This window comes from Alteromonas sp. KS69 (assembly GCF_003989595.1).
GTDB lineage: Bacteria > Pseudomonadota > Gammaproteobacteria > Enterobacterales > Alteromonadaceae > Alteromonas > Alteromonas naphthalenivorans.
The window spans coordinates 58,776-79,925 of the sequence record NZ_PYHU01000008.1 but is presented as its reverse complement, the minus strand read 5'-3'; the positions used below and the strand labels follow the sequence as shown (position 1 = coordinate 79,925).

At 43.7% G+C, this 21,150-nt stretch carries 13 protein-coding genes; 9 read left to right on the top strand and 4 right to left on the bottom strand.

The window, feature by feature from the left end; translation table 11 throughout:
* The first annotated feature begins 30 nt into the window (after positions 1–30).
* Entirely contained in the window at positions 31–1,005 is a 975-nt protein-coding gene (cysB, locus tag C7Y69_RS07515) for an HTH-type transcriptional regulator CysB (protein WP_013784052.1), read from the top strand.
* Between the two features lie 179 nt (positions 1,006–1,184).
* Here the strand turns inward: cysB and C7Y69_RS07510 are convergent, their stop codons facing one another.
* The 3 genes from C7Y69_RS07510 to pabB form a co-directional block, all read right to left on the bottom strand.
* Positions 1,185–2,558 (bottom strand): L-serine ammonia-lyase, encoded by a 1,374-nt coding sequence (locus tag C7Y69_RS07510; protein ID WP_013784053.1) that lies wholly within the window; start codon positions 2,556–2,558, stop codon positions 1,185–1,187.
* 157 nt (positions 2,559–2,715) lie between these two features.
* Positions 2,716–3,288 carry a CoA pyrophosphatase gene (locus C7Y69_RS07505; protein ID WP_013784054.1) on the bottom strand — a complete coding sequence of 191 codons (573 nt, stop codon included), beginning with the start codon at positions 3,286–3,288 and terminating at the stop codon, positions 2,716–2,718.
* Positions 3,275–4,807 carry an aminodeoxychorismate synthase component I gene (gene pabB / locus C7Y69_RS07500; protein WP_126872284.1) on the bottom strand — a complete coding sequence of 511 codons (1,533 nt, stop codon included), beginning with the start codon at positions 4,805–4,807 and terminating at the stop codon, positions 3,275–3,277. The genes C7Y69_RS07505 and pabB overlap by 14 nt, the downstream gene beginning before the upstream one ends.
* Before the next feature lie 263 nt (positions 4,808–5,070).
* On the opposite strand from pabB, the gene C7Y69_RS07495 reads away from it, so the two are divergent.
* Positions 5,071–6,600, top strand: coding sequence for a fumarate hydratase (locus C7Y69_RS07495; RefSeq protein WP_013784056.1), 1,530 nt, complete (start codon positions 5,071–5,073; stop codon positions 6,598–6,600).
* Between the two features lie 83 nt (positions 6,601–6,683).
* Entirely contained in the window at positions 6,684–8,075 is a 1,392-nt protein-coding gene (rmuC, locus tag C7Y69_RS07490) for a DNA recombination protein RmuC (RefSeq protein ID WP_013784057.1), read from the top strand.
* A 132-nt stretch (positions 8,076–8,207) separates the two neighbouring features.
* Here the strand turns inward: rmuC and C7Y69_RS22020 are convergent, their stop codons facing one another.
* Entirely contained in the window at positions 8,208–13,091 is a 4,884-nt protein-coding gene (locus tag C7Y69_RS22020; RefSeq protein WP_126872283.1) for a S8 family serine peptidase, read from the bottom strand.
* A 513-nt stretch (positions 13,092–13,604) separates the two neighbouring features.
* Between C7Y69_RS22020 and C7Y69_RS07480 the strand changes: the two genes are divergently transcribed.
* From C7Y69_RS07480 to C7Y69_RS07455, 6 genes are all read left to right on the top strand, one after another.
* Positions 13,605–14,792, top strand: a complete 1,188-nt coding sequence (locus C7Y69_RS07480) for a thiamine pyrophosphate-dependent dehydrogenase E1 component subunit alpha (protein ID WP_013784059.1) — start codon at positions 13,605–13,607, stop codon at positions 14,790–14,792.
* Positions 14,792–15,769 carry an alpha-ketoacid dehydrogenase subunit beta gene (locus C7Y69_RS07475; RefSeq protein ID WP_126872282.1) on the top strand — a complete coding sequence of 326 codons (978 nt, stop codon included), beginning with the start codon at positions 14,792–14,794 and terminating at the stop codon, positions 15,767–15,769. Before C7Y69_RS07480 ends, C7Y69_RS07475 begins: the two co-directional genes overlap by 1 nt.
* 15 nt (positions 15,770–15,784) lie before the next feature.
* On the top strand, positions 15,785–17,158 hold the full coding sequence (locus C7Y69_RS07470; RefSeq protein ID WP_126872281.1) for a 2-oxo acid dehydrogenase subunit E2: 1,374 nt from the start codon (positions 15,785–15,787) through the stop codon (positions 17,156–17,158).
* Between the two features lie 261 nt (positions 17,159–17,419).
* Positions 17,420–18,271, top strand: a complete 852-nt coding sequence (locus C7Y69_RS07465; protein WP_126872280.1) for a 23S rRNA (adenine(2030)-N(6))-methyltransferase RlmJ — start codon at positions 17,420–17,422, stop codon at positions 18,269–18,271.
* 85 nt (positions 18,272–18,356) lie between these two features.
* Complete coding sequence (locus C7Y69_RS07460; RefSeq protein ID WP_126872279.1) at positions 18,357–20,252, top strand: protein kinase domain-containing protein; 1,896 nt, start codon at positions 18,357–18,359, stop codon at positions 20,250–20,252.
* Positions 20,245–21,108 (top strand): acyl-CoA thioesterase, encoded by an 864-nt coding sequence (locus C7Y69_RS07455; protein WP_013784064.1) that lies wholly within the window; start codon positions 20,245–20,247, stop codon positions 21,106–21,108. The genes C7Y69_RS07460 and C7Y69_RS07455 overlap by 8 nt, the downstream gene beginning before the upstream one ends.
* Positions 21,109–21,150 lie beyond the last annotated feature (42 nt).

Sequence of the window (21,150 nt, the reverse complement as noted above, 5' to 3'; positions counted from 1 at the left end):
CACAACTGGTTACAAGGAGCGATGTTTTACATGAAATTACAACAGCTACGTTACATAGTAGAAGTACTTAACAATAATCTGAATGTTTCTGCCACGGCAGAAAGTTTATATACCTCTCAGCCGGGCATTAGTAAGCAGGTGAGAATGCTAGAGGATGAGTTGGGTGTACAGATTTTTGGGCGTAGTGGTAAGCATCTAACCCATGTTACTGATGCCGGAAACGATGTCATTAATATATCCCGCGAAATTTTAGCCAAAGTAGAAAGTATCAAAGCGGTGGCACGGGAGCATACGCTACCCGATCAAGGTAAGCTAAATATCGCCACTACGCATACGCAAGCACGTTATGCGCTACCTGATGTGATCCAAGGTTTTATGAGCAAGTACCCGAAGGTGTCTTTACACATGCATCAAGGGACGCCATCGCAAATCAGTGATCTGGCCGCTAAGGGCGAAGCCGACTTTGCTATCGCTACTGAAGCTTTGCATTTATATAATGATTTGGTGATGTTGCCTTGTTATCACTGGAATCGAAGTGTAATTGTCAATAAAGACCATCCTTTGTCGAAGAAAGGCTCTATCGATATTAGTGATATCGCCAAATACCCCCTAGTAACCTATGTATTTGGTTTCACTGGTCGCTCAGAACTCGACCAAGCGTTTGAGCGTGCGGGCCTTACGCCTAAAATTGTCTTTACCGCCACCGACGCCGATGTTATTAAAACTTATGTGCGGTTAGGTGTGGGTATTGGTGTTATTGCTTCCATGGCCGTTAGCGATGAACTCGATTCAGACTTAGTGAAAATTGATGCGAGTCATTTGTTCGATTACAGCACGACCAAAATAGGCTTTAGAAAGGGCTCTTTCTTACGAAGCTATATGTACGACTTTATTGAGCGCTTTGCACCGCATTTAACAAAAGATAAAGTTGAAAAAGCCATGATGCTGAAAAACAATGATGAAGTTGAAAAGATGTTCAAAGGAGTAACCTTACCGGTTAAGTAAGGTAGATTAGCCAAACAGTCAAATTTAGCGTTGAAAAGTTAATCGGGTCATTTGGATTAGCTGTTTATGTATGAAAATACGTAACAGAATAAAAAGGCGATTTGCGGTGTTCTTACTTAAACCGCCATCGCCTTTTTTGTCTCTACTGGTGTACTAAAGCCAGTGATTTCATTTAACGGTTAGCATTCGATAATATTAACTGCCAGCCCGCCACGTGCTGTTTCTTTGTACTTGGTTTTCATGTCGTTACCCGTATCACGCATGGTTTTAATGACTTTATCTAACGATACCTTGTGCTCGCCGCTGCCTCTCAGTGCTAACCGTGAAGCGTTTATCGCTTTAATTGCACCCATAGCATTGCGTTCAATACAAGGAACCTGTACCAAGCCACCCACGGGGTCGCAAGTTAATCCTAGGTTATGCTCCATACCAATTTCAGCTGCATTTTCTACTGCAGGTACAGTACCGCCCATAATCTCTGCCAGCGCACCCGCAGCCATAGAACATGCCACACCCACTTCACCCTGACAGCCTACTTCAGCACCCGAAATGGATGCATTTTCTTTGTACAAAATACCAATCGCTCCTGCGGTGAGTAAAAAGCGGCTTGCCACTTCTTCATCCACTGGGCGAATAAATTTGTCTACATAATGTAAAACCGCAGGAATAATACCGGCCGCGCCATTGGTGGGCGCAGTTACCACTCTGCCCCCAGCTGCATTTTCTTCATTTACGGCTAATGCAAATAAGTTTACCCAGTCCATGGTTTGCATGGGGTCGGTAGTATGTTCAGTTTGCAGGCGGCGATAAAGCGCCGGCGCACGGCGCACCACTTTAAGACCACCTGGCAATATGCCTTCACTGTCGATGCCACGTTGAACACAGGCTTTCATCACCAACCATATTTCAAACAGCTTTTGCTTTACGGCGTGAGCAGGTTGAAAAGTCGTTTCGTTCTTAAGCATAAGGGCGCTAATACTTAACCCATTATTTTTGCATTGCTCTAGCAGCGCAGCACCAGACTTAAAAGGAAAAGGTACAGTCGCTTGAACGGCACCGGCATGTGCTTTAGTGGCATCAAAGTCTTCTTCTTTTACGATAAAACCGCCACCGATGCTGTAGTACGTTTGCTCGCACAGCAGGGTGTCGTTTTCATATACGTAAAAAGTAAGTGCATTAGCATGCTTAGGAAGGGTTTTACGGCGATGAAAGACAATCGCGTTTTTGTTTGGAAATAAAATAGGCTTCTCGCCATTTAGGTACAAAGATTCTTGGTTTCGTACGTCTTCTAGTAATGGCTCTATTTTATTCACGTCAATGCTTTCAGGCATTTCACCCGATAATCCAAGAATAACGGCTTTACCTGTACCATGACCAATACCGGTTTGACCTAAAGAGCCAAACAATTCCACTTTAATCGTAGTGATTTTTGAAAACAATGCGGTGTCTGTTGCAAGTGTTTTAGCATATTCAGCACCCGCACGCATGGGGCCAACGGTGTGCGAGCTTGAAGGGCCAATACCCACGCTAAACATATCAAAAACACTAATCATAAAAATACACCAGTCTACATTACTAATACCTAGATCATGCATGTAGACGGGCTTAACTACAATACAGAAAACCTAATCAATTGATAAGAATTGCTAATGTGGTGTAAAGAAACATTTAACGGCACGCAAGGGTAAGTGTGTTTGAGAGTAGGTGAGCTTAAGGATGAATATGGTGAGACAAGTTTCGTAGTATGGCAGCCGTAGCACCCCAAATCATATGTTCATTCCACGGAATAAAATAGATAGGCGATGAACGCTTACCTTTACGAGCAGTATGAATAAGATGATTTTTGCGATTCAGTACATGAGCTAAAGGCACCTCGAAAGCACTTTCTACTTCGTTAGGGTCGATAACAGGCGTAAAACTGGGTTCAACGAAACCAACAACCGGGGCTATCTGATAACCGCTTACTGTCCTGTAATTGGGTAACACCCCAATAATTTCTACGTTTTCAGAAGGCATGCCTATTTCTTCGCGGGCTTCTCTTAAAGCGGCATCAAAAACGCTGTTATCTACTTCATCTACTGCGCCACCGGGGAAACTAATTTGCCCTGGATGATGACGTAAGTGATGTGCACGCTCTGTGAGTAATACCGTCAGCTCATTACCATAATCCATTAAAGGAATTAATACCGCAGCAGGCCTACCTCTAGATTTAAGCGGGTAATCGGGCTCTCGGTGCGTTTGACGCAAATGGTGAAATTGGCGGAGGAAATCAGCTCTGTTCACGGCCCGCTCCAAAGTGGGAGGTTAGCACTGGCAGAATTTTAGACACTTTATCCAAGGTTTCTTTGTACTCGTCATTAGCCACTGAATCTAAAACAATACCACCACCAGCCCAGCAATGCAGCTGGTTATTCTCCGCAAGCAGCGTACGAATACAAATGCTTGAGTCCATATCTTCACGAAAGCCCATATAAAAAATGCTGCCGCAATAGATATTGCGTCTATGTACTTCAAGCTCGTCTATAATTTCCATCGCCCTAATTTTAGGTGCGCCTGTAATAGAACCGCCAGGAAATGAGGAGGCAAGTAAATCTAATGGCGTTGCATCGTCGTTAAGTTCGCCGACAACCGTGCTCACCAAATGATGCACTGCTTCATAGCTTTCTAAGGCAAATAACTCAGGTACTTTTACTGAATGAGGCTTGCAGTGTTTTGAAAGATCATTACGCAGTAAATCAACAATCATAAGGTTTTCCGCACGATCTTTCGATGCAGTCAGCAAAGACTGAGCACTTTGTGCATCTTTAGCTTCATCACTAAACCGTGGGCGTGTACCTTTTATAGGTTTAGTTTCCACCACGCCCTGCTTAACACTAATAAAGCGTTCGGGAGATATACTTAAAATAGTGCTGTTTTTTAACTGAATGAATGCAGAAAAGGGCGCTTGGTTACTTTCTCGTAAGGCGCGATAAGCGTGCCAGCAATCGCCGGTGTATGCAGCTGTGAAACGCTGCGCCATGTTTACTTGGTAACAGTCGCCCGCTTTTAAATAGTCATGAATTCGTTCAATACGGTCAATATAGGCTTCTTTTGTTAGGTTAGATTTCCAATCACTGGTTAATGAAAACGGCGTTTTAGCAATATCATCACCTTGTGTTTTCTCATCATTGATAGAGGCTAAAGAGACACGGCCTATATGGTCACTTTCTTCGCAAAAATCGCCAGTATCAGCACTATCTTCAAAATCAGTAGCAAAATTGGGCTGGATGACAAAGTCAGGTGGCGTGGTTTCACCTGTCGCCGAGCAAAAATACAAGGTACCGGTAACCGTATCCTCAATTAAAGATGACAGGTAAAGCCCTACGGAAAAATCTGGGGTGGTATAGGTTTGCGCCGCATTTGCTGGAAGCTTTTCGTAATAGCGCCCTGCATCGTAAGCAGCAAAACCTGTGACGCCTACAATAAAAGGAAGTTGTTTTGCTAATGATTGGCTAGTCTCATCTACCTTAAGATTGGCCACTGATCCATGAAGGTAGTGCGTGACGGCTTCAAAAGGCTGAAGGTCAGTCGTGAATGCCTTCTCGCCATCTAATTGCACTAGAGGGGCTTCACCGTGCTTGGCCGTTACGGTAGCGCTAGGCTCCCATACCATCACATTGTAGCGACCATTGCTTTTCGTGGAGCCACAGGTATCAAGCAAAACGGCTCCCGCGCGGTGGGCAACCCGCTCAAAAATATCTATAAGGCAAAGGGAAAGCGATGTGCTGATTGGCGTAATGGTAACTTGCGATGTTGCGGGCATTAAAAACTAACTCTATACATCAGGTTAAGAAGAATGTTGTCGGCATTGAAGCTGCGTTAAATGGGTACTGGAAGATTAATTAAACCGTATTAGCACGCTATCAAACAGCTAACGTTAGCTAAGCGGGTTAAATTTACCAGCACAAGTTTGTTTTATCGCAAAGTCTCACCCATATTTTACATGGTACGGTGCCAACAGATGCGCTAGTATACGCTTTTTTAGCAGGCTAAGACCACGAAAGCAAAATAAAAAAAGAGGATGTCATGACCGTTATCCGCCAACAGGACTTCATTGATAGCATTGAAGATTCCCTACAGTTTATTTCTTACTATCACCCGCTCGACTACGTTAAAGCCGTAGAAGCAGCGTATAACCGAGAAGAAAGCCAAGCAGCTAAAGATGCGATGGCACAAATCCTTATTAACTCTAGAATGTCAGCTGAAGGCAAACGTCCTTTATGTCAAGACACCGGTATTGTGACCTGCTTTGTAAAAGTAGGCATGGGTGTGACATGGGATAAAACCGACATGACTGTTCAACAGATGGTTGATGAAGGTACTCGCCGCGCTTATCTAAATCCAGATAATCCCTTGCGCGCTTCTATCGTTGCCGATCCTGCGGGCGCGCGAACCAACACCAAAGACAACACACCGTCAGTTGTGCACATTGATATGGTGCCAGGTGAAAAAGTTGAGGTGATGATTGCAGCAAAAGGCGGCGGCTCAGAAAACAAATCTAAAATGGTAATGTTAAACCCTAGCGATAATATTGCTGATTGGGTAGTGAAAACGTTGCCAACCATGGGCGCTGGCTGGTGTCCACCTGGCATGTTAGGTATAGGCATTGGTGGTACAGCTGAAAAAGCAGCAGTACTCGCTAAAGAAAGCCTAATGGATCCGGTTGATATTCAAGAATTGATTGCTCGCGGCCCAGAAACCACAGATGAAAAGCTACGTGTTGAAATTTTCGAGCGCGTGAATCAATTGGGTATTGGTGCTCAGGGCCTAGGTGGCTTAACGACCGTAGTAGACGTTAAAATTATGTCTTTGCCTACCCATGCGGCGTCTAAGCCTGTGGCGATGATCCCGAACTGTGCAGCAACCCGCCATGCACATTTTCATTTAGATGGCTCAGGTCCTGCTGAACTTACGCCGCCTAAATTAGAAGATTGGCCAGAGGTAACGTGGGAAGTGGGTGAAAACACCCGTCGCGTTAACCTTAATGATGTGACCAAAGAAGACATTCAAGACTGGAAAGTGGGTGAAACCGTATTACTTTCTGGAAAAATGTTGACTGGCCGTGACGCGGCACACAAGCGTATTCAAACGATGCTTGATAACGGTGAAGGTTTACCTGAAGGTGTAGACCTAACCAACCGCTTTATTTATTACGTAGGCCCTGTTGATGCGGTTGGCGATGAAGTAGTAGGCCCAGCGGGTCCAACTACTGCTACTCGTATGGATAAATTCACTGACATGATGTTAGAGAAAACAGGCCTTATCGGTATGATAGGTAAAGCAGAGCGTGGCCCTGCAACGGTGAAATCTATTGCAAAGCATCAATCAGTTTATTTAATGGCCGTAGGTGGTGCAGCATACTTGGTTTCTAAAGCTATCAAGAAGTCACGTGTAGTGGCGTTTGAAGATTTAGGTATGGAAGCCATTTACGAATTTGATGTGGAAGACATGCCTGTTACCGTAGCAGTAGACAGCACAGGCGCTAACGCGCACGAAACTGGACCTGCTATTTGGAAAGCAAAAATTGAAGATTTAGATAAAGCGTTATCTAAGTAATCATACTTTTGTGTTTAAAACAGGTGCCATTGGCACCTGTTTTTGTTTATAGTGCTGTATAAATTAACAGTGCGTGTGTATTTATGTATTCCTTATCTGATTTGTCCCCCCAATATTTGAATGCTGGCTTATTTTTACTGGCGTTAATTTTTCTTATTTTGCTAATAGCGACCCGTAGAACACTGAACCAGGCTCACAAGAACATTGCCGAAAAAAATGATGCGTTACTTGCGCAGCAGCAGACCTACAATGAAACCCAAGAGCGTATGGGCATGCTGGTTGAAAAATCACGTCAGTATGAGCAGGTGCTAGCTGAGAAACATCAACTTAGTGAAGCATCAGGCGTGCTGCAAAAAGAGTACAGTAAGTTGCAGGCGCAATACGAAGCGCAAAAGGCTAGGCTTGATGCGCTTATGCAGAATCATGAAGAAAAGCTTGCGTTAATGCATTCCTCAGAACAACGCTTACAAACCCAGTTTGAAAACTTAGCGAATAAAATTTTTGATGAGAAAAGCGCAACCTATCAAACCCAAAGTAAACATAATATTGAAGCGGTATTGGCGCCCTTTAAATCCCAATTAGATGGGTTTAAACGACAAATTTCAGAACAACACATTCGTGAAGGGCAAGAGCGAGCGTCACTAAAAACGGAAATTTTAAGTTTAAAGGCGTTGAATCAGCGCATAACCGAAGAAGCTTCAGCGTTAACCAATGCCCTTAAAGGCGACAATAAAAAGCAGGGGAATTGGGGCGAGGTTATTTTAGAGCGCATACTCAAAGAATCTGGTCTTCGTGAAGGTCATGAGTTTGAAACCCAAGTGTCGGCACAATCTGAACAGGGTAGGCGATTGCAACCCGATGTTGTGGTGCATTTACCGAATGACAAAGACGTGATTATCGATTCCAAGGTAAGCTTAGCGGCGTACGAGCAATATTTTAATTGCGACGATGACGCCAGCCGCAAACAGTATCTCAGTGCACATGTCGCTTCAATCAAAGGCCATATAAAAGGGCTAGGCGCTAAGGAATACCAGTCGCTAAAAGGGCTGCGCACATTAGATTATGTTTTACTGTTCATTCCTATCGAGCCAGCCTTTCTATTGGCCATTGAAGAAGAGCCGGATCTTGTTTCACTCGCGCTTAATCATAATATTATGTTAGTTAGCCCCACGAATTTGCTTGTGGCATTACGTACCATCAATAATATTTGGCAATACGAGTACCAGAACCAAAACGCGCAGCTCATCGCAGAACAAGCAGGAAAGCTATACGATAAATTTGTAGGCTTTGTCTCTGATATTGAAAAGATTGGTAAAGCACTAGATACCGCCCATGGTAGTTATGATGCAGCAATGAATAAGCTTTCAAGTGGGCGTGGAAATTTAGTCCGGCAAGTAGAGAAGTTCAGAGAAATGGGGGTTCAGCCCAGTAAACGGTTAGACAATACCTTGTCGAGATTATCCGATGAAGAATAATAAAAGCGCGTAGTTGAGGTAGTTATAAGGCTAATTAGGTTTAACGTTAACTAGGAATACTCTACGTTTCATCAGATATAAAAAAGGCCGCTTAACAGCGGCCTTTTACGTTTAATATCTAGGCGATATCGCTTATTTCATTTTACGTCTGCGTAAATACACAACTGGAACAAGTAGCAATGTTAACCAACCCATTGAACCACCGCTCTTATCAGTAACGCTTACGGTTACTGTTTCTGTTGTTGTATTTAAGCCATCAAATGCAACCACTTCAAACGTAACAGCAATAGTGCTATTCGTATTAGGCGCTGTAGTCGTTAGACTTGAGCCTGGGATGTCATTGATGGTAAATGTAACGTCATCACCTTCTGGATCTGTTGCTGTAGCAGAAACAGTGATTGACTCACCTTCTTCAACAGTAAACGGAGCCGTGATGTTGATAACAGGTGGTAAGTTATCTTTTATCGTTACATTAGCGGTTGCCATTGAAGTGTTACCGTTACTATCAGTAGCAGTAAGCTCAAGCACAATTAGCGTATCTTCCGTTACTTCTGGAGCAACTAGGATAGCTTCTTCTATGCCAGCACCTGCAATGATAGCTGCTGGTCCTTCAACTTGCTTCCAAGTAATGTCGACAGCGTCGCCATTAGGCTCTTCTACTAGGCCAGGTAAGTTCAACTCCATTAATTCAACCACTTCTAGTGTTGCCACTGTCATGCCGTCGATAGTTACAACTGGAGGACCTTCAACTTGTAAACCTTCGTAAGTTTCAGATACTGCAGATGCTGCACCAGGAATGTTAGTCACTTCAGACATGGCCATCATTTGAATAGCACCACCAGCGTCATCAGCATTTACCATAACGGTGTAAGCTAATTGAGTAGGGCTGCTATCAACGTCATCAAGATACATACAGATTTGCGTACCAGATGTAATTTCAGCATCAAAGTTAGCATCAAAGAAGTCTTGGCTGTAAGGCGTGTAGTAAGGAGCTTGACCCGTAGCGCCATCAATATCTTCGTAACCAATAGTCACAGGCAAGATACTACCAAGGTCGTGCGTCACGTTATCGTATGAGAATACGATGTTTGGCTGACCTTCAGATGGCTCATTGAAGAAAACAATTTGGTAATCTGCAATATCAGCGAAATCTTCGCTAAGACCCCAGAATCTCATGTTATCCCATTCAATGATGGTATACGCAGCACCTGCAGTAGCGACAGAAACGCCTACGCCGTTAGCAACGTCAAATTCTTGGTCGCGCCATAGCGGAGCAAGAACACCATTTGGATCTGCAACATCTGGAAGCCCTTGGTTAACCCAAGGCGACGAGATAGCAGTACCTAATGTTACAAAACCATCATCAGTAACTGTAACTGCACTATACATTGTGCCTAGGAAGTAAGCAGGAAGTGAATAAGTTCCGTCTACTGTATCCCCATCCAATGTATCATCTATACCAATACCAAAACCGGCTAGGTCGATGTATCCACCGCCTTGACCGAAGTCAGGGTTAGCACAGAATGCGTCAGTAGCATTAGTGGTAATTGCGTAAGATGGAGTAGCACCAAGTAGCGATTCTTGGGTAATAGACCAAGAAAGCGTATTTTCAGTAGCAACACCATCATGAGACAGTGAACCTTCAACTAACGTAACGTTATCTGGTAGCGTCAGTGAAATTTCATAGTCACGGTCTTCCGTAGTAAAGTTTGGAAGTACGTTTACATAGAAAGTGGCTTCTTCACCGGGTAGAACACGCTCTTCAGATTCTGCAGTTACATAAACATCATCTTCAGCACGAACGATATCAACAGGAATAACGCCAAGGTTATCAACGTTATCAGCATCAGTACCTATTGAAACAGCACCAACGTAGATATCACCCTCAACCGCGTCAGTTAAATCCCATGTAAAGCGTACATCGAATTCAGTTAACTGAGGAATAGCAGAAGGAGCGTCAATAGTTAACCCTTCACCTGGCTGGTTATCAACCATGGCATGCGCTAATACGAAGCTATCTTCAAAACCTTCTTCATCAGATGATGCAGCCCAGTTTTGTACAATAACCCAGTAGCTACCTGCGGTTGGCATTTCAACGCTAACGTACTCTTCAGATGTTGCAGTGGCGCTTATGCCAATAAGCTCATCTTCTTGAGGAATACCATCAGCATTTGCATCAAATACAACACGCAAGTCAAGATCTGGCGACGTCGTATCCATAGTTGCAGCTACTAAACGAAGGGTACCTTCAGGTACTTCGATTTGAGTAATATGCAAGCCATCTTCTAAATCATCTAGGTAGTCGCTGTTGTCCGAGTCTTGCGCAACCATACCTTCAACTTTGGTTGCCTTGGTTAAGCCGTAAGACGTAACCTGAAGGTCAGTAATCTCAACTGCCATTACATCTTCAAGCAAGTACGAGTCTTGATTACGATGTGCTTCAAAGTCGATTTCATCAGGTAAGTTACCGTTAGATGCAACAATTGAAACAGGAAGATGTAAGTCTGGCGATGAACCAGAAACTAAGTTGATTTGACCAAATGACCAAACATCACTTTCGGCGCGGAATGCATCAATCTCAATCGTTAACTCTTGAGATTGTCCTGCCGTTAGGTCGAAGGTAGCTGGTGTAACGGTAATTTCTATACCATCAGAAATTCCCACACCGTCTACAGACCAAGAGCCGTCTTTAGTTGCCGTTACAGTACGAGTCCATGTGCAAGAACCTACACAGTTGTCATCGGTAACAGAAGGTAAGTTAAGTGTGCGAGGCTCACCACCTAGAGCTGGATCAGCAGAAGCATAATTTGCGTCTGTTTCATCCATAACTAAGCCAGATTGAACCGCTAGGTCTACTTCAATACGACCTGCGCCCATATCAAACCAATCTGCTGCGGTAACACCGTCTTCTTTAAGAACATCGGTGGTAGCCGTCATCATAAGAGCAGAACGTACTTGATCTGGTGTCCACGATGGTTTCTCATGACGTACAAGTGCAGCAGCACCCGCAACATGAGGACCTGACATTGACGTACCTTGAAGGTAGGCGTAATCAGCAGGTGCAGAACCTGTAGAGTCCTGGCCGTATTGTTCATCAGAGTAAGCAGCATAAATGCTAACACCCGGCGCAGTTACCGACGGAGTTAGTGTGCTAATTGATGTATTAGGACCACGTGAAGAGAACTCAGCCATAATATCAGCCGCGTCGTCGTCCACTGTTAAAATGCCTTCAGATGCAGTAATTGAAGCGGTATGGCCTTCACCTTCTGCTAACCATGAACGCAGCATATCACCGTTCGTCGCATCAACATGGATACCTGGGATAATATACGCATCGTTATTAACTGATGTTGCACCATCTGCAAGGTTTGCTAGAACGAAACCCGCAGCGCCACCACTTGCAACGTTAGATGCTTTAGCTACACGAGCAATTGCACCACGGTCACAAACAACAATTTCACCCGCGAAAGTATCTTCAGGGAAAGGCTCTAAACACTGAGCTGGATCGCCATCAGGATCGTTTGCATTGGTGTAAACACCTGCATAAACGATTGAACCAGATATCGCGCCAGAGTTACTCTTACCAGCGATAGCACCTAACTCAGTTGCACCACCAGTGAAAGAGATTTCTTTATCATACTCTACACTTCGACCGTGCGTAGAAGCACCAACAACGGTAATCCACGGAGCGTGTTTCTCAGTTGTTTCTGGATCAGGGCCGCTATTACCCGCTGATTGAGCAATAAAAATGCCCGCGTTGCGTGCATTCAACCATGCTGCGTTAAGCGAACCACTCCAAGGGTAGCCACCACCTGAAATTGAGAAGTTGATAACATCAACAATACCTGATTCAACCGCATCATCTACCGCTGCAGCCATAGCCGCACCAGTACAACCTGCATAGGTATCACCGCTGTTACCAGGTTGACATACCTGATAAGAAATAATGTTTGAGTGAGGGGCGACACCTGAAATTTGACCAAAGGTAAAACCAGTCGCAACACCATCACTGGCATTCACATCAAATTCAGCCGTAACTTCACCGACATCGACAAGCACGTTACCGGCTGCAGTACTCGCAGTATGTGAACCGTGACCGTTGTAATCTTCACCAAAACGTATAGTGCCGTCCTGAGGGAAGATATCGGCATCTGCGTATACGTCAGAGATAGACGGGTAGCTATAAATACCAATTAGCTTATCGTTACAACGAACTTCAGCTTCAACTGCACATTCACCTAAGTAAACATCGGCGCCAAGTGGGTTAGTGTGATCGTAACCATCACCACCTACGTCAGCGAAAGAAGGGTGATCACTGTTGATACCAGTATCAAGTACCGCAACTACTACACCTTCACCTTGACGACCTACGCCGCTTTCATTAGCTGTGCCGTCCCATACTGCAGGAGCGCCAATTAAGATAGGGCCAGTGTCAGTATCAAGTTTATACACTTCATCGCGTTCAACGTTTTTAACACCAGGCAAACGCGCTATGGCTTCTGCCTCAGCTGGTGATACTTTTACCGCAATTGCGTTAAGTGCATATTTATATTCTGCTATAGTTTCAAGAGAACCTACAGCAGACTCTGCTTTAGCAATAACTTCTGCTTGTTTCTTCTCAAGGTAAGAGGCATATGCTTTTACTTCTGGAAGCGAAGCGTCTAAGCGTTTACTAGCAGACGAATTAGATCGTGTTACTGAAACTTGTTTTTTTAGTTGGGGGTTAGTAGCTTCTAAACCTTCAACACCACCATCGTAGCTCGCTACTGCGTCATCAGAAAGATGTACAAAGTAAATGTAATCTTTATTTTCGAGTCCTTTCTCAGCGGTGTAGAGTATTTTTGGTGTGGAAACTGATTTAGTGTTCTTGTACTTATTTATCGATGTCGCTTTTACTGCTTTGAGTTGATCAGCAGTTACTGAAAACGATTCGGTTGCAGATGATAGCTCTGCAGCAGAATGCATGGACATCGACATTAGTGCAGCTGATACAGCTAACGTCACTTTATTATTCACAGGTAACCTCCGTCGGCCTGTTTTTGGGATTTTCCCTGGATGGATGAAATTTCTTATTTTTATTGGCTTTGTTGATCCAATTTTTATTGTCATAACAATGACAATAATATTTCTAGCACAATTTTTTTCACTTTGTAATGAATATTAAACATTAATATGAATTACACATATTGTTACATTTAGTCATACTTTTTAATTTGATATTCGCTAAAAAGTTAGGATGAAAATTTGACTGTATGACCGCAATTTCAAGGCCTATCAGCCATCCTCTTACGCTAATCTAAGCTTATTTTTACAATTTAGTACTTTATATTTATTCTTTTATTTGCATCGATTTAACATTCTTGGTGATTATTAGGATATCAATACTACTAAAATTAGATATTGAGAATTTTCATCATATTTAGTTAATAAAGCACTGCTGAAATAGCACAACGCCACCAACATACTTCCACTAGCATAGTGAACATAGCAATCTCGCTTTCGAATCCTTCAAATTGCAGGGAGATTATTGTGGAAGATAGAAATCATCTCGGAAAAATTAAAACAACAAACAGGGTTGAAGTTATCGGCAACGGGTTAATTGATATTCCCATGCTTCAATTGCTTAAATCAGATGGAAGTGAGCATGAAAACGCACAGCTTCCAGAGCTTGACCAAACCCTGGCGTTAAAAATTCACGACACCATGGAATACATCAGAATTCTCGATGAGCGAATGGTGGCGGCGCAGCGCCAAGGTCGAATTAGCTTCTATTTAGCAAGTACTGGTGAAGAAGCCGCTGCCGTTGCTAGTGCAGCGGCGTTATCTCCCCATGACATGATCATGAGTCAATACCGTGAACAGGGTGCACTTGCTTTTAGAGGCTATACAACTGATCAATTCATGAATCAAATGTTCAGCAATAAAGCCGACCCCAATAAAGGAAGGCAGATGCCTATCCATTATGGTGATAAAGCGCTGAATTTTATGACTATATCGTCTCCATTAGGAACCCAAATACCACAAGCATCAGGTTATGCCTACGGGCAGAAAATGGCAGGTAATGAAGCCGTCACTATTTGTTACTTTGGCGAAGGCGCAGCTTCGGAAGGGGATTTCCATGCAGGCGTAAATATGGCTGCGGTACTTAATTGCCCGGTTATCTTTTTCTGTCGTAATAATGGGTATGCCATTTCAACGCCGTCAGAAGAACAATTTGCTGGTGATGGTATTGCATCACGCGGAATTGGCTATGGGGTAAAAACGATTCGGGTCGATGGTAATGACCCTTTAGCGGTATTCGCCGCGACGCAGGAAGCACGCCGTATAGCGTTAGCAGAAATGTGCCCGGTATTAATAGAAGCCATGACTTACCGACTTGCTGCGCATTCTACGTCTGACGATCCTACGGGCTATCGTTCTAGAGATGAAGAAGATAAATGGCGCGCAAAAGATCCAATCGCCCGAATGGCGAATTGGCTCACCCATAAAGGTTGGTTTGATGAAAAGCAAAATAAAGCCAAGGTAGATAAAGCGCGTCAAGACGTGCTCGCGGCGCTGAAAGTCAGTGAAACCATTCCTATTTGCGGCATAGAGGAAATAGTTGAAGATGTTTATGACAGTGTACCCTGGCATTTACAAGATCAGCTTACTTCGCTAAAAGCTCATATTAAACAATACCCTAAAAAATATCCTAAAACGTCTGGGAGTGTTCGCTAATGGCTAAAATGAACTTACTACAGGCAATTAACAACGCGTTAATTACTGCCATGACAGCCGAAGAAAAAGTCATGGTGTTTGGTGAAGACGTTGGCCATTTTGGTGGGGTATTTAGAGCTACCAGTCATCTACAAGAAAAATTTGGCAAAGGCAGGTGTTTTAATACGCCGCTTACCGAACAGGGCATTATTGGATTCGCAAACGGGCTTGCATCACAAGGCGCTTTCCCTGTTGCTGAAATTCAGTTCGGTGATTACATTTTCCCCGCGTTCGATCAAATCGTAAATGAAACGGCCAAATGGCGTTATCGTTCAGGCGGCCAATTTGATGTTGGCGGCCTTACCATACGCACGCCATATGGTGGCGGTATATCGGGTGGTCATTACCACAGCCAATCGCCAGAGGCATTTTTCGCCCACTGCGCAGGTTTAAAAGTGGTTATTCCACGAGACCCTTACCAAGCTAAAGGTCTGCTTCTAGCGTCTATTCGTGATAAAAACCCGGTGCTGTTTCTTGAGCCAAAACGTTTATATCGCGCGTCTATTGCCGATGTACCTGAAGAAGATTATGAACTGCCTCTCGGTAAAGCCGATTTAGTACAAGAGGGCACAGATATCACCCTATTAGGGTGGGGGGCACAAATTGAGATTTTGCAGAAAGCAGCTGAAATGGCGCTAGATGATGGCGTGTCGTGTGAAATTATCGATTTGCGCTCAATTTTACCGTGGGACGCCGAAGCAGTCATCAGTTCGGTTATGAAAACCGGTCGACTTCTTATTAATCATGAAGCGCCGCTCACTGGCGGCTTCGCCAGCGAAATTGCCGCCACTATCCAAGAAAAATGCTTTTTGTATCTAGAAGCGCCTATTACTCGTGTTTGTGGTTTAGATACACCTTATCCACTTGCTCATGAAACCGAATATATGCCTGATGAAACTAAAACCTACGAAGCTATCAAGCGCTCATTACATTATTAAAAGGGAGCCAATAATATGAATATTGATTTTATTTTACCTGATATTGGCGAAGGTATTGTTGAGTGCGAAATCGTCAAGTGGAATGTGAAAGAAGGGGATGTTATTGCTGAAGACCAAAGTGTGGTTGAAGTAATGACAGATAAGGCTGTGGTAGAAATTCCTGCTAAGCATTCAGGCACGGTACATAAGCTTTATTATAAACAAGGCGATATTGCAGAAGTGCATAGCCCACTATTTGCCCTTGATACTGATGAAAGCGCTAGCGAAAGCCATCAAAATAGCACCGAAGACCCAACGGCTGTTGCTACAGATGATCAAGCAGGCAAAGAAGAAAGAGTAAACGAAAATAAAAACCATCGCGCAACGCCTGCAAACAATAATACCAGTGAGCAAGGTAACGCAGCCATTAATGAGAAATGGCAAGATGGGGATTTTGAGCCTCCTATCGCTATACCAGGAAAAGTACTTGCAAGCCCTGCAGTACGTCGTATTGCAAGAGAGCACGAGATTGATTTACTTGCCGTTGCGGGGAGTGGCAAAAAAGGCCGTATTTTAAAACATGATGTCAGCCATGCTAGCGCCACCAGCGAAAGCGCAAACACTGATGAAAGCTTCACTATGTCAAATGCCATGGGCGAGACTAATGATATATTGCGCTCTGAAGTGAATAACACAGCAAGCGAAGCAAGCTATACCGAAAAAGTACGAGGCATTCGAGCCGCTATGGCAAAACAAATGGTGGCGTCAGTAAATACCATTCCTCACTTTACGGTGAGCGATGAAATTATGATGGATAAGCTAATTGCGTTAAGACAGTCGCTAAAACCTATGTTTGAAGCAAAAGGAATAAAGCTTAGCTTTATGCCATTTTTTGTAAAAGCATTGTCGTTGGCGTTAAAAGAATTTCCCATCATTAACAGCCAATTAAACGAAGATGGCACTGAGCTTACTTATTTTAATCACCATAATATCGGCTTTGCTGTTGACGCTAAAATGGGTCTTTTAGTGCCTAATGTTAAAGGCGTAGAACACCTTTCTTTGTTTGGTATCGCCCAGCAAATGCATACCACTATCGAGCAAGCTCGAGAAGGTAAATTAAGCGGAGATGCACTTAAAGGTGGCACTATCAGCATTTCAAATATTGGCGCTATTGGTGGCATTACAGCTACACCGGTTATTAATAAGCCAGAAGCTGCTATTGTCGCGCTGGGCAAAACGCAAACCCTTCCTCGCTTTGCCGCTGACGGTAGCGTTGAAGCGCACAGTATCATGATGGTGAATTGGTCTGGCGACCACCGCATTATTGATGGTGCCACTATGGTTCGCTTTAATAATCTCTGGTCTAGCTTCATCGAGGAGCCAGAAACCATGCTAATGCACTTGAAATAGCGATAGGTATTTTTAACGTGGGCGGTAGGCCCACAGCCTAGTGACTGATAATTATTTAAATGTGAACACTAATATCAAAATGGTTTGATCCAAGTGCTTTGAATTTAATTACAGAGCGCGTATTGATGGGAAGCTTATTTATATCGAGGTTAATTGCAAGGAACTGGGTTGTCGGGCTTGTGTGGATGTTAGGCCAAGCGTTATTATTGACTGCTAAACTACAACTTCCTGCGCAGTTTGCGCGCCAACTCATGGTATATCGTGCTTAGCTATCAACATGCATTTCATGCCGGCAACCACGCCGACGTTATCAAACATCTTTGTTGGATGGGCGTAATAAGCCATCTAAAGAAAAAAAATAAGCCTTTCACCCTCTATGATACACATAGTGGGGCTGGGCTTTATCAACTCGATGATGCTTTAGCATCCAAAAATAAAGAGTATGAGTCTGGTGTAGACAAAGTGGCAAACCTATCGGCAAGTTCGCCTTTGTTACAATCCTATTTGTCACTATGCAACGGGTTTTTAAGTGATAGATGTTACCCGGGTTCACCGGCTATTAGCGCCAAACTGAAACGTGATATCGATGTGCTGCATCTTATGGAGTTACATCCAGCTGAACACGAAAAGCTTGATGATGCCATGTGGCAAATTGGCGATAGCCAGAGCCATGTTCATCACAGGGATGGTTACGAAGGCTTAATTGCACTGACGCCACCATCACCTAATCGTGGCGCGGTATTAATAGATCCGCCTTACGAGAAGCTTTCTGAATACCAAGATGTAGTCAGTGCGGTGAAGAAAGTATTAGCACGTTGGCAGCAAGCACAAATGGTAGTGTGGTATCCGCTACTATCACAGAGAGCAGGGGCTAAAAGTGGGGCTAGCCAGCAGATGTGTCAGTCGTTATCGGCACTAGGTACGCCTTGTTTCACTATTGAACTTACCGTTGAAGAAAATACCGCCGATGCTGGCATGTACGGTTCTGGCTTATGTGTCATCAATCCACCTTGGCAACTTGATGTCAGTATGCGTGAAGCCCTTGATGAGATCACGCCGTTATTAGGAAGTAACGCTGTGTACACATTGACATGGCTAACTACAGAAGGTTAGGCCCTTTGACTCGCACTTATAAACGAATACCTAAAACGCGTTAAAACACATAAGCGTAAACATTAAAAAGAGGTAGGCAATTGGCATGTCTCAGGTAAAAGGGTTAACGCATTTTTATATACCCGATGAGCAGTCTATTTATCTGCTCTCACATGCAGATGCAAAAAAGCTCAAGGATTGGGTAGCACTGTGCATCGACCAATTAGCTAGTTTAGGTTATCGCAATATCTCCCTATTGGGAAAAGGGGCGTTTGGTTTTGCATTTGCAGGTACCGCGCCCAATCAAAACCTAGGCTCAGGTTCAAGCTTTAGTCAAAGCTCAATCGCTCAAGAACACGTCTTTAAATTCTCACGAATAAATCTTCCTCAGCATGTACAAGAACGGCTTGAGGAAGAAGCCTTTATGCTATCGCAAGTATCTCATCCTTATGTGCCTGCATTGGTTGAATATCAGCAAATAGGTAAACAATCTATTTTGGTGATGGGCCGTGCACCTGGCGACGATCTTGAAAAAGTAAGTTTGGCTCGTGGGCCACTGCCGCCAAGGATCATAGTGAAAATAGCGGTTCAGCTTGGTGATTTGTTACAGTGTTTTCGACAGCATACGCAAAATGGCAACGCCAAACCTATTGTTCATGGCGATATTAAACCTTCTAACTTGGTATGGGACGAATCTACAGAGAGCATTGGGCTTATCGATTGGGGCTCATCTGTGTTTGCACAAGTAGATGAAAATGGTCAGTACACCAGTAACAATGTGATGGATTTGATGTCTAGCGAGCTTCACCAAACAAACGCCCGATTAGGTGATGTTTATTTTATTGGAGAAGAGCAGTTAAATGGGGCGTTATCATCACCACGCTTCGATGAGCAAGGTATGGCAAGCACGCTATATGCTTTAGCATCTGGGCAATCATGTCGGTATGGCCATCAGGTTATTCGCCCTTCATCGTTAGGCTTGCCAAAAATGCTAGCAAGCATATTAGAATACATGCTCAGTGACGACCCAAAGAAAAGGCAACAAGGAGGAGATTACTTCTTCAATAATTTGCACGTGCTAAAACACATGGTGTTTTCTAAAGACACCGTTTTGCAGTATGTACCGAGTATTCCTACGTGGGTTACGCCATCGCAAGATGACATTGAAACCGTTGTTTACAGCTCTCGAAAATCTTATTTGCGCCAGCAATCGGTATTAGAAGATGCTTCATTACGGTATATCGATGATGCCCAGTTCGATCGATATTACAAAAACTTTTTGCAAGGCATGGGCGATACCGAAAAAGCCTTTGTGTCGGCAATTAGTCGTCTTGGCCGGTATCCCGTTGTTGGTGGTATGGCAATTCGCTGGGAGCCAAACGGCGTTTATGTAGACTCCAGTTTAAATCTACACGACGCGGCATTAAAAACAGCTTTCGAACTTGCGGTTAACAACGTGATTAACCTTGCACGCGCTATTCATAAGCCTGGGGTATTTAAATGCTGCATGTTTAACGCTAAAAACACGCTGCATATCGAACGAGAAACCGAGAACGATGCGTTTGTACCAACATCTAAATGCGTAATACCGTTTGATTTGTCCCGCGCATCGGTGGCACAAGATGAATCTAGAACCCATTCTTACTTTGAGGATGGCGACGATCCAGATGAGCTTTTGAAATTACCTGAGCCTATTATTACAATTATTAAAGAGCTGAATACGATTCATCACACTGGCTGTATTATCTTTGAAGCCTTAAGTACCCATTTAAAGATTCATAGTTATTACACATTGCTCAATCATCACGAGCAAGATAGGTTTTCTGAATTATTAGCCAAGTTAGTTGAACATGTGCCGTCAATAAAAGGGCTAGGCATTTCAGGCTTTATGAAGTTACCCTATAAAGACACGCGATTTTTTGAGCATAGGGCGTATTTACCTGAAAAATACTACCCAAGAAACCCGAACGCTGAGCAACAAGAGAAAGAAAAGCATGCCTGAGGTTAAATTATCTTCGTTATTTGAATTAGAAACTGTTGAAGCGGGTTTGTATCGCGGACAAAGTTGGGATTTAGGCTTTCGCGCATTATTTGGTGGTCAAGTTTTGGGGCAGGCGTTAGCTGCGGCTTATGAAACGGTAGACAAAGACCGTGTTGCCCATTCGTTCCATACTTACTTTTTGCTACCCGGCGATGCAAAGAAACCTGTGGTCTACGATGTAGAAGTAGTGCGAGATGGTCGTAGCTTTTCTGCCCGAAGAGTAAAAGCAATTCAAGATGGTCGAAACATCTTTTACATGACAGCATCGTTCCAAGTGCCAGAAGAAGGAATGCATCACCAGCAAGCGGATATGCCTGACGTACCACCGCCACAAGAAGTGCAGTCTGATATCGAGTTTTATGAAAAGAACTTCGACAAAATTGCCCGTCCTATGCGAGAAGCATTAAGTTATCATCGCCCGGTAGATATCCGTACTATTGGTGCGGCGAATTCCTATCAGTCTAATCGCCAACCGGCTAAACGCTATATTTGGATGAAAGCAAGGAATGAGCTTGCTCCAGAGATTACACTGCAACAAGCGGCATTAGCGTATGCTTCTGATTACCACTTTTTAAGCACGTCACTACAGCCTCACGGAATTTCAGTCACCGACAAATCACTACGTATTGCGACTATCGATCATGCGATGTGGTTTCACCGCCCCGTTAATATGAATGAATGGTTATTATATGTAATGGAAAGTCCGTTTAGTGGCGGAGCAAGAGGTTTGGTGAGAGGTCAGATTTTCACTCAACAAGGTGAGCTGGTAGCCTCTGCTACGCAAGAAGGCTTAATGCGACAAGTCGATGTCGACTAACAACATATCAACACTGTATTTTGAGCCAACTATAAAAATATT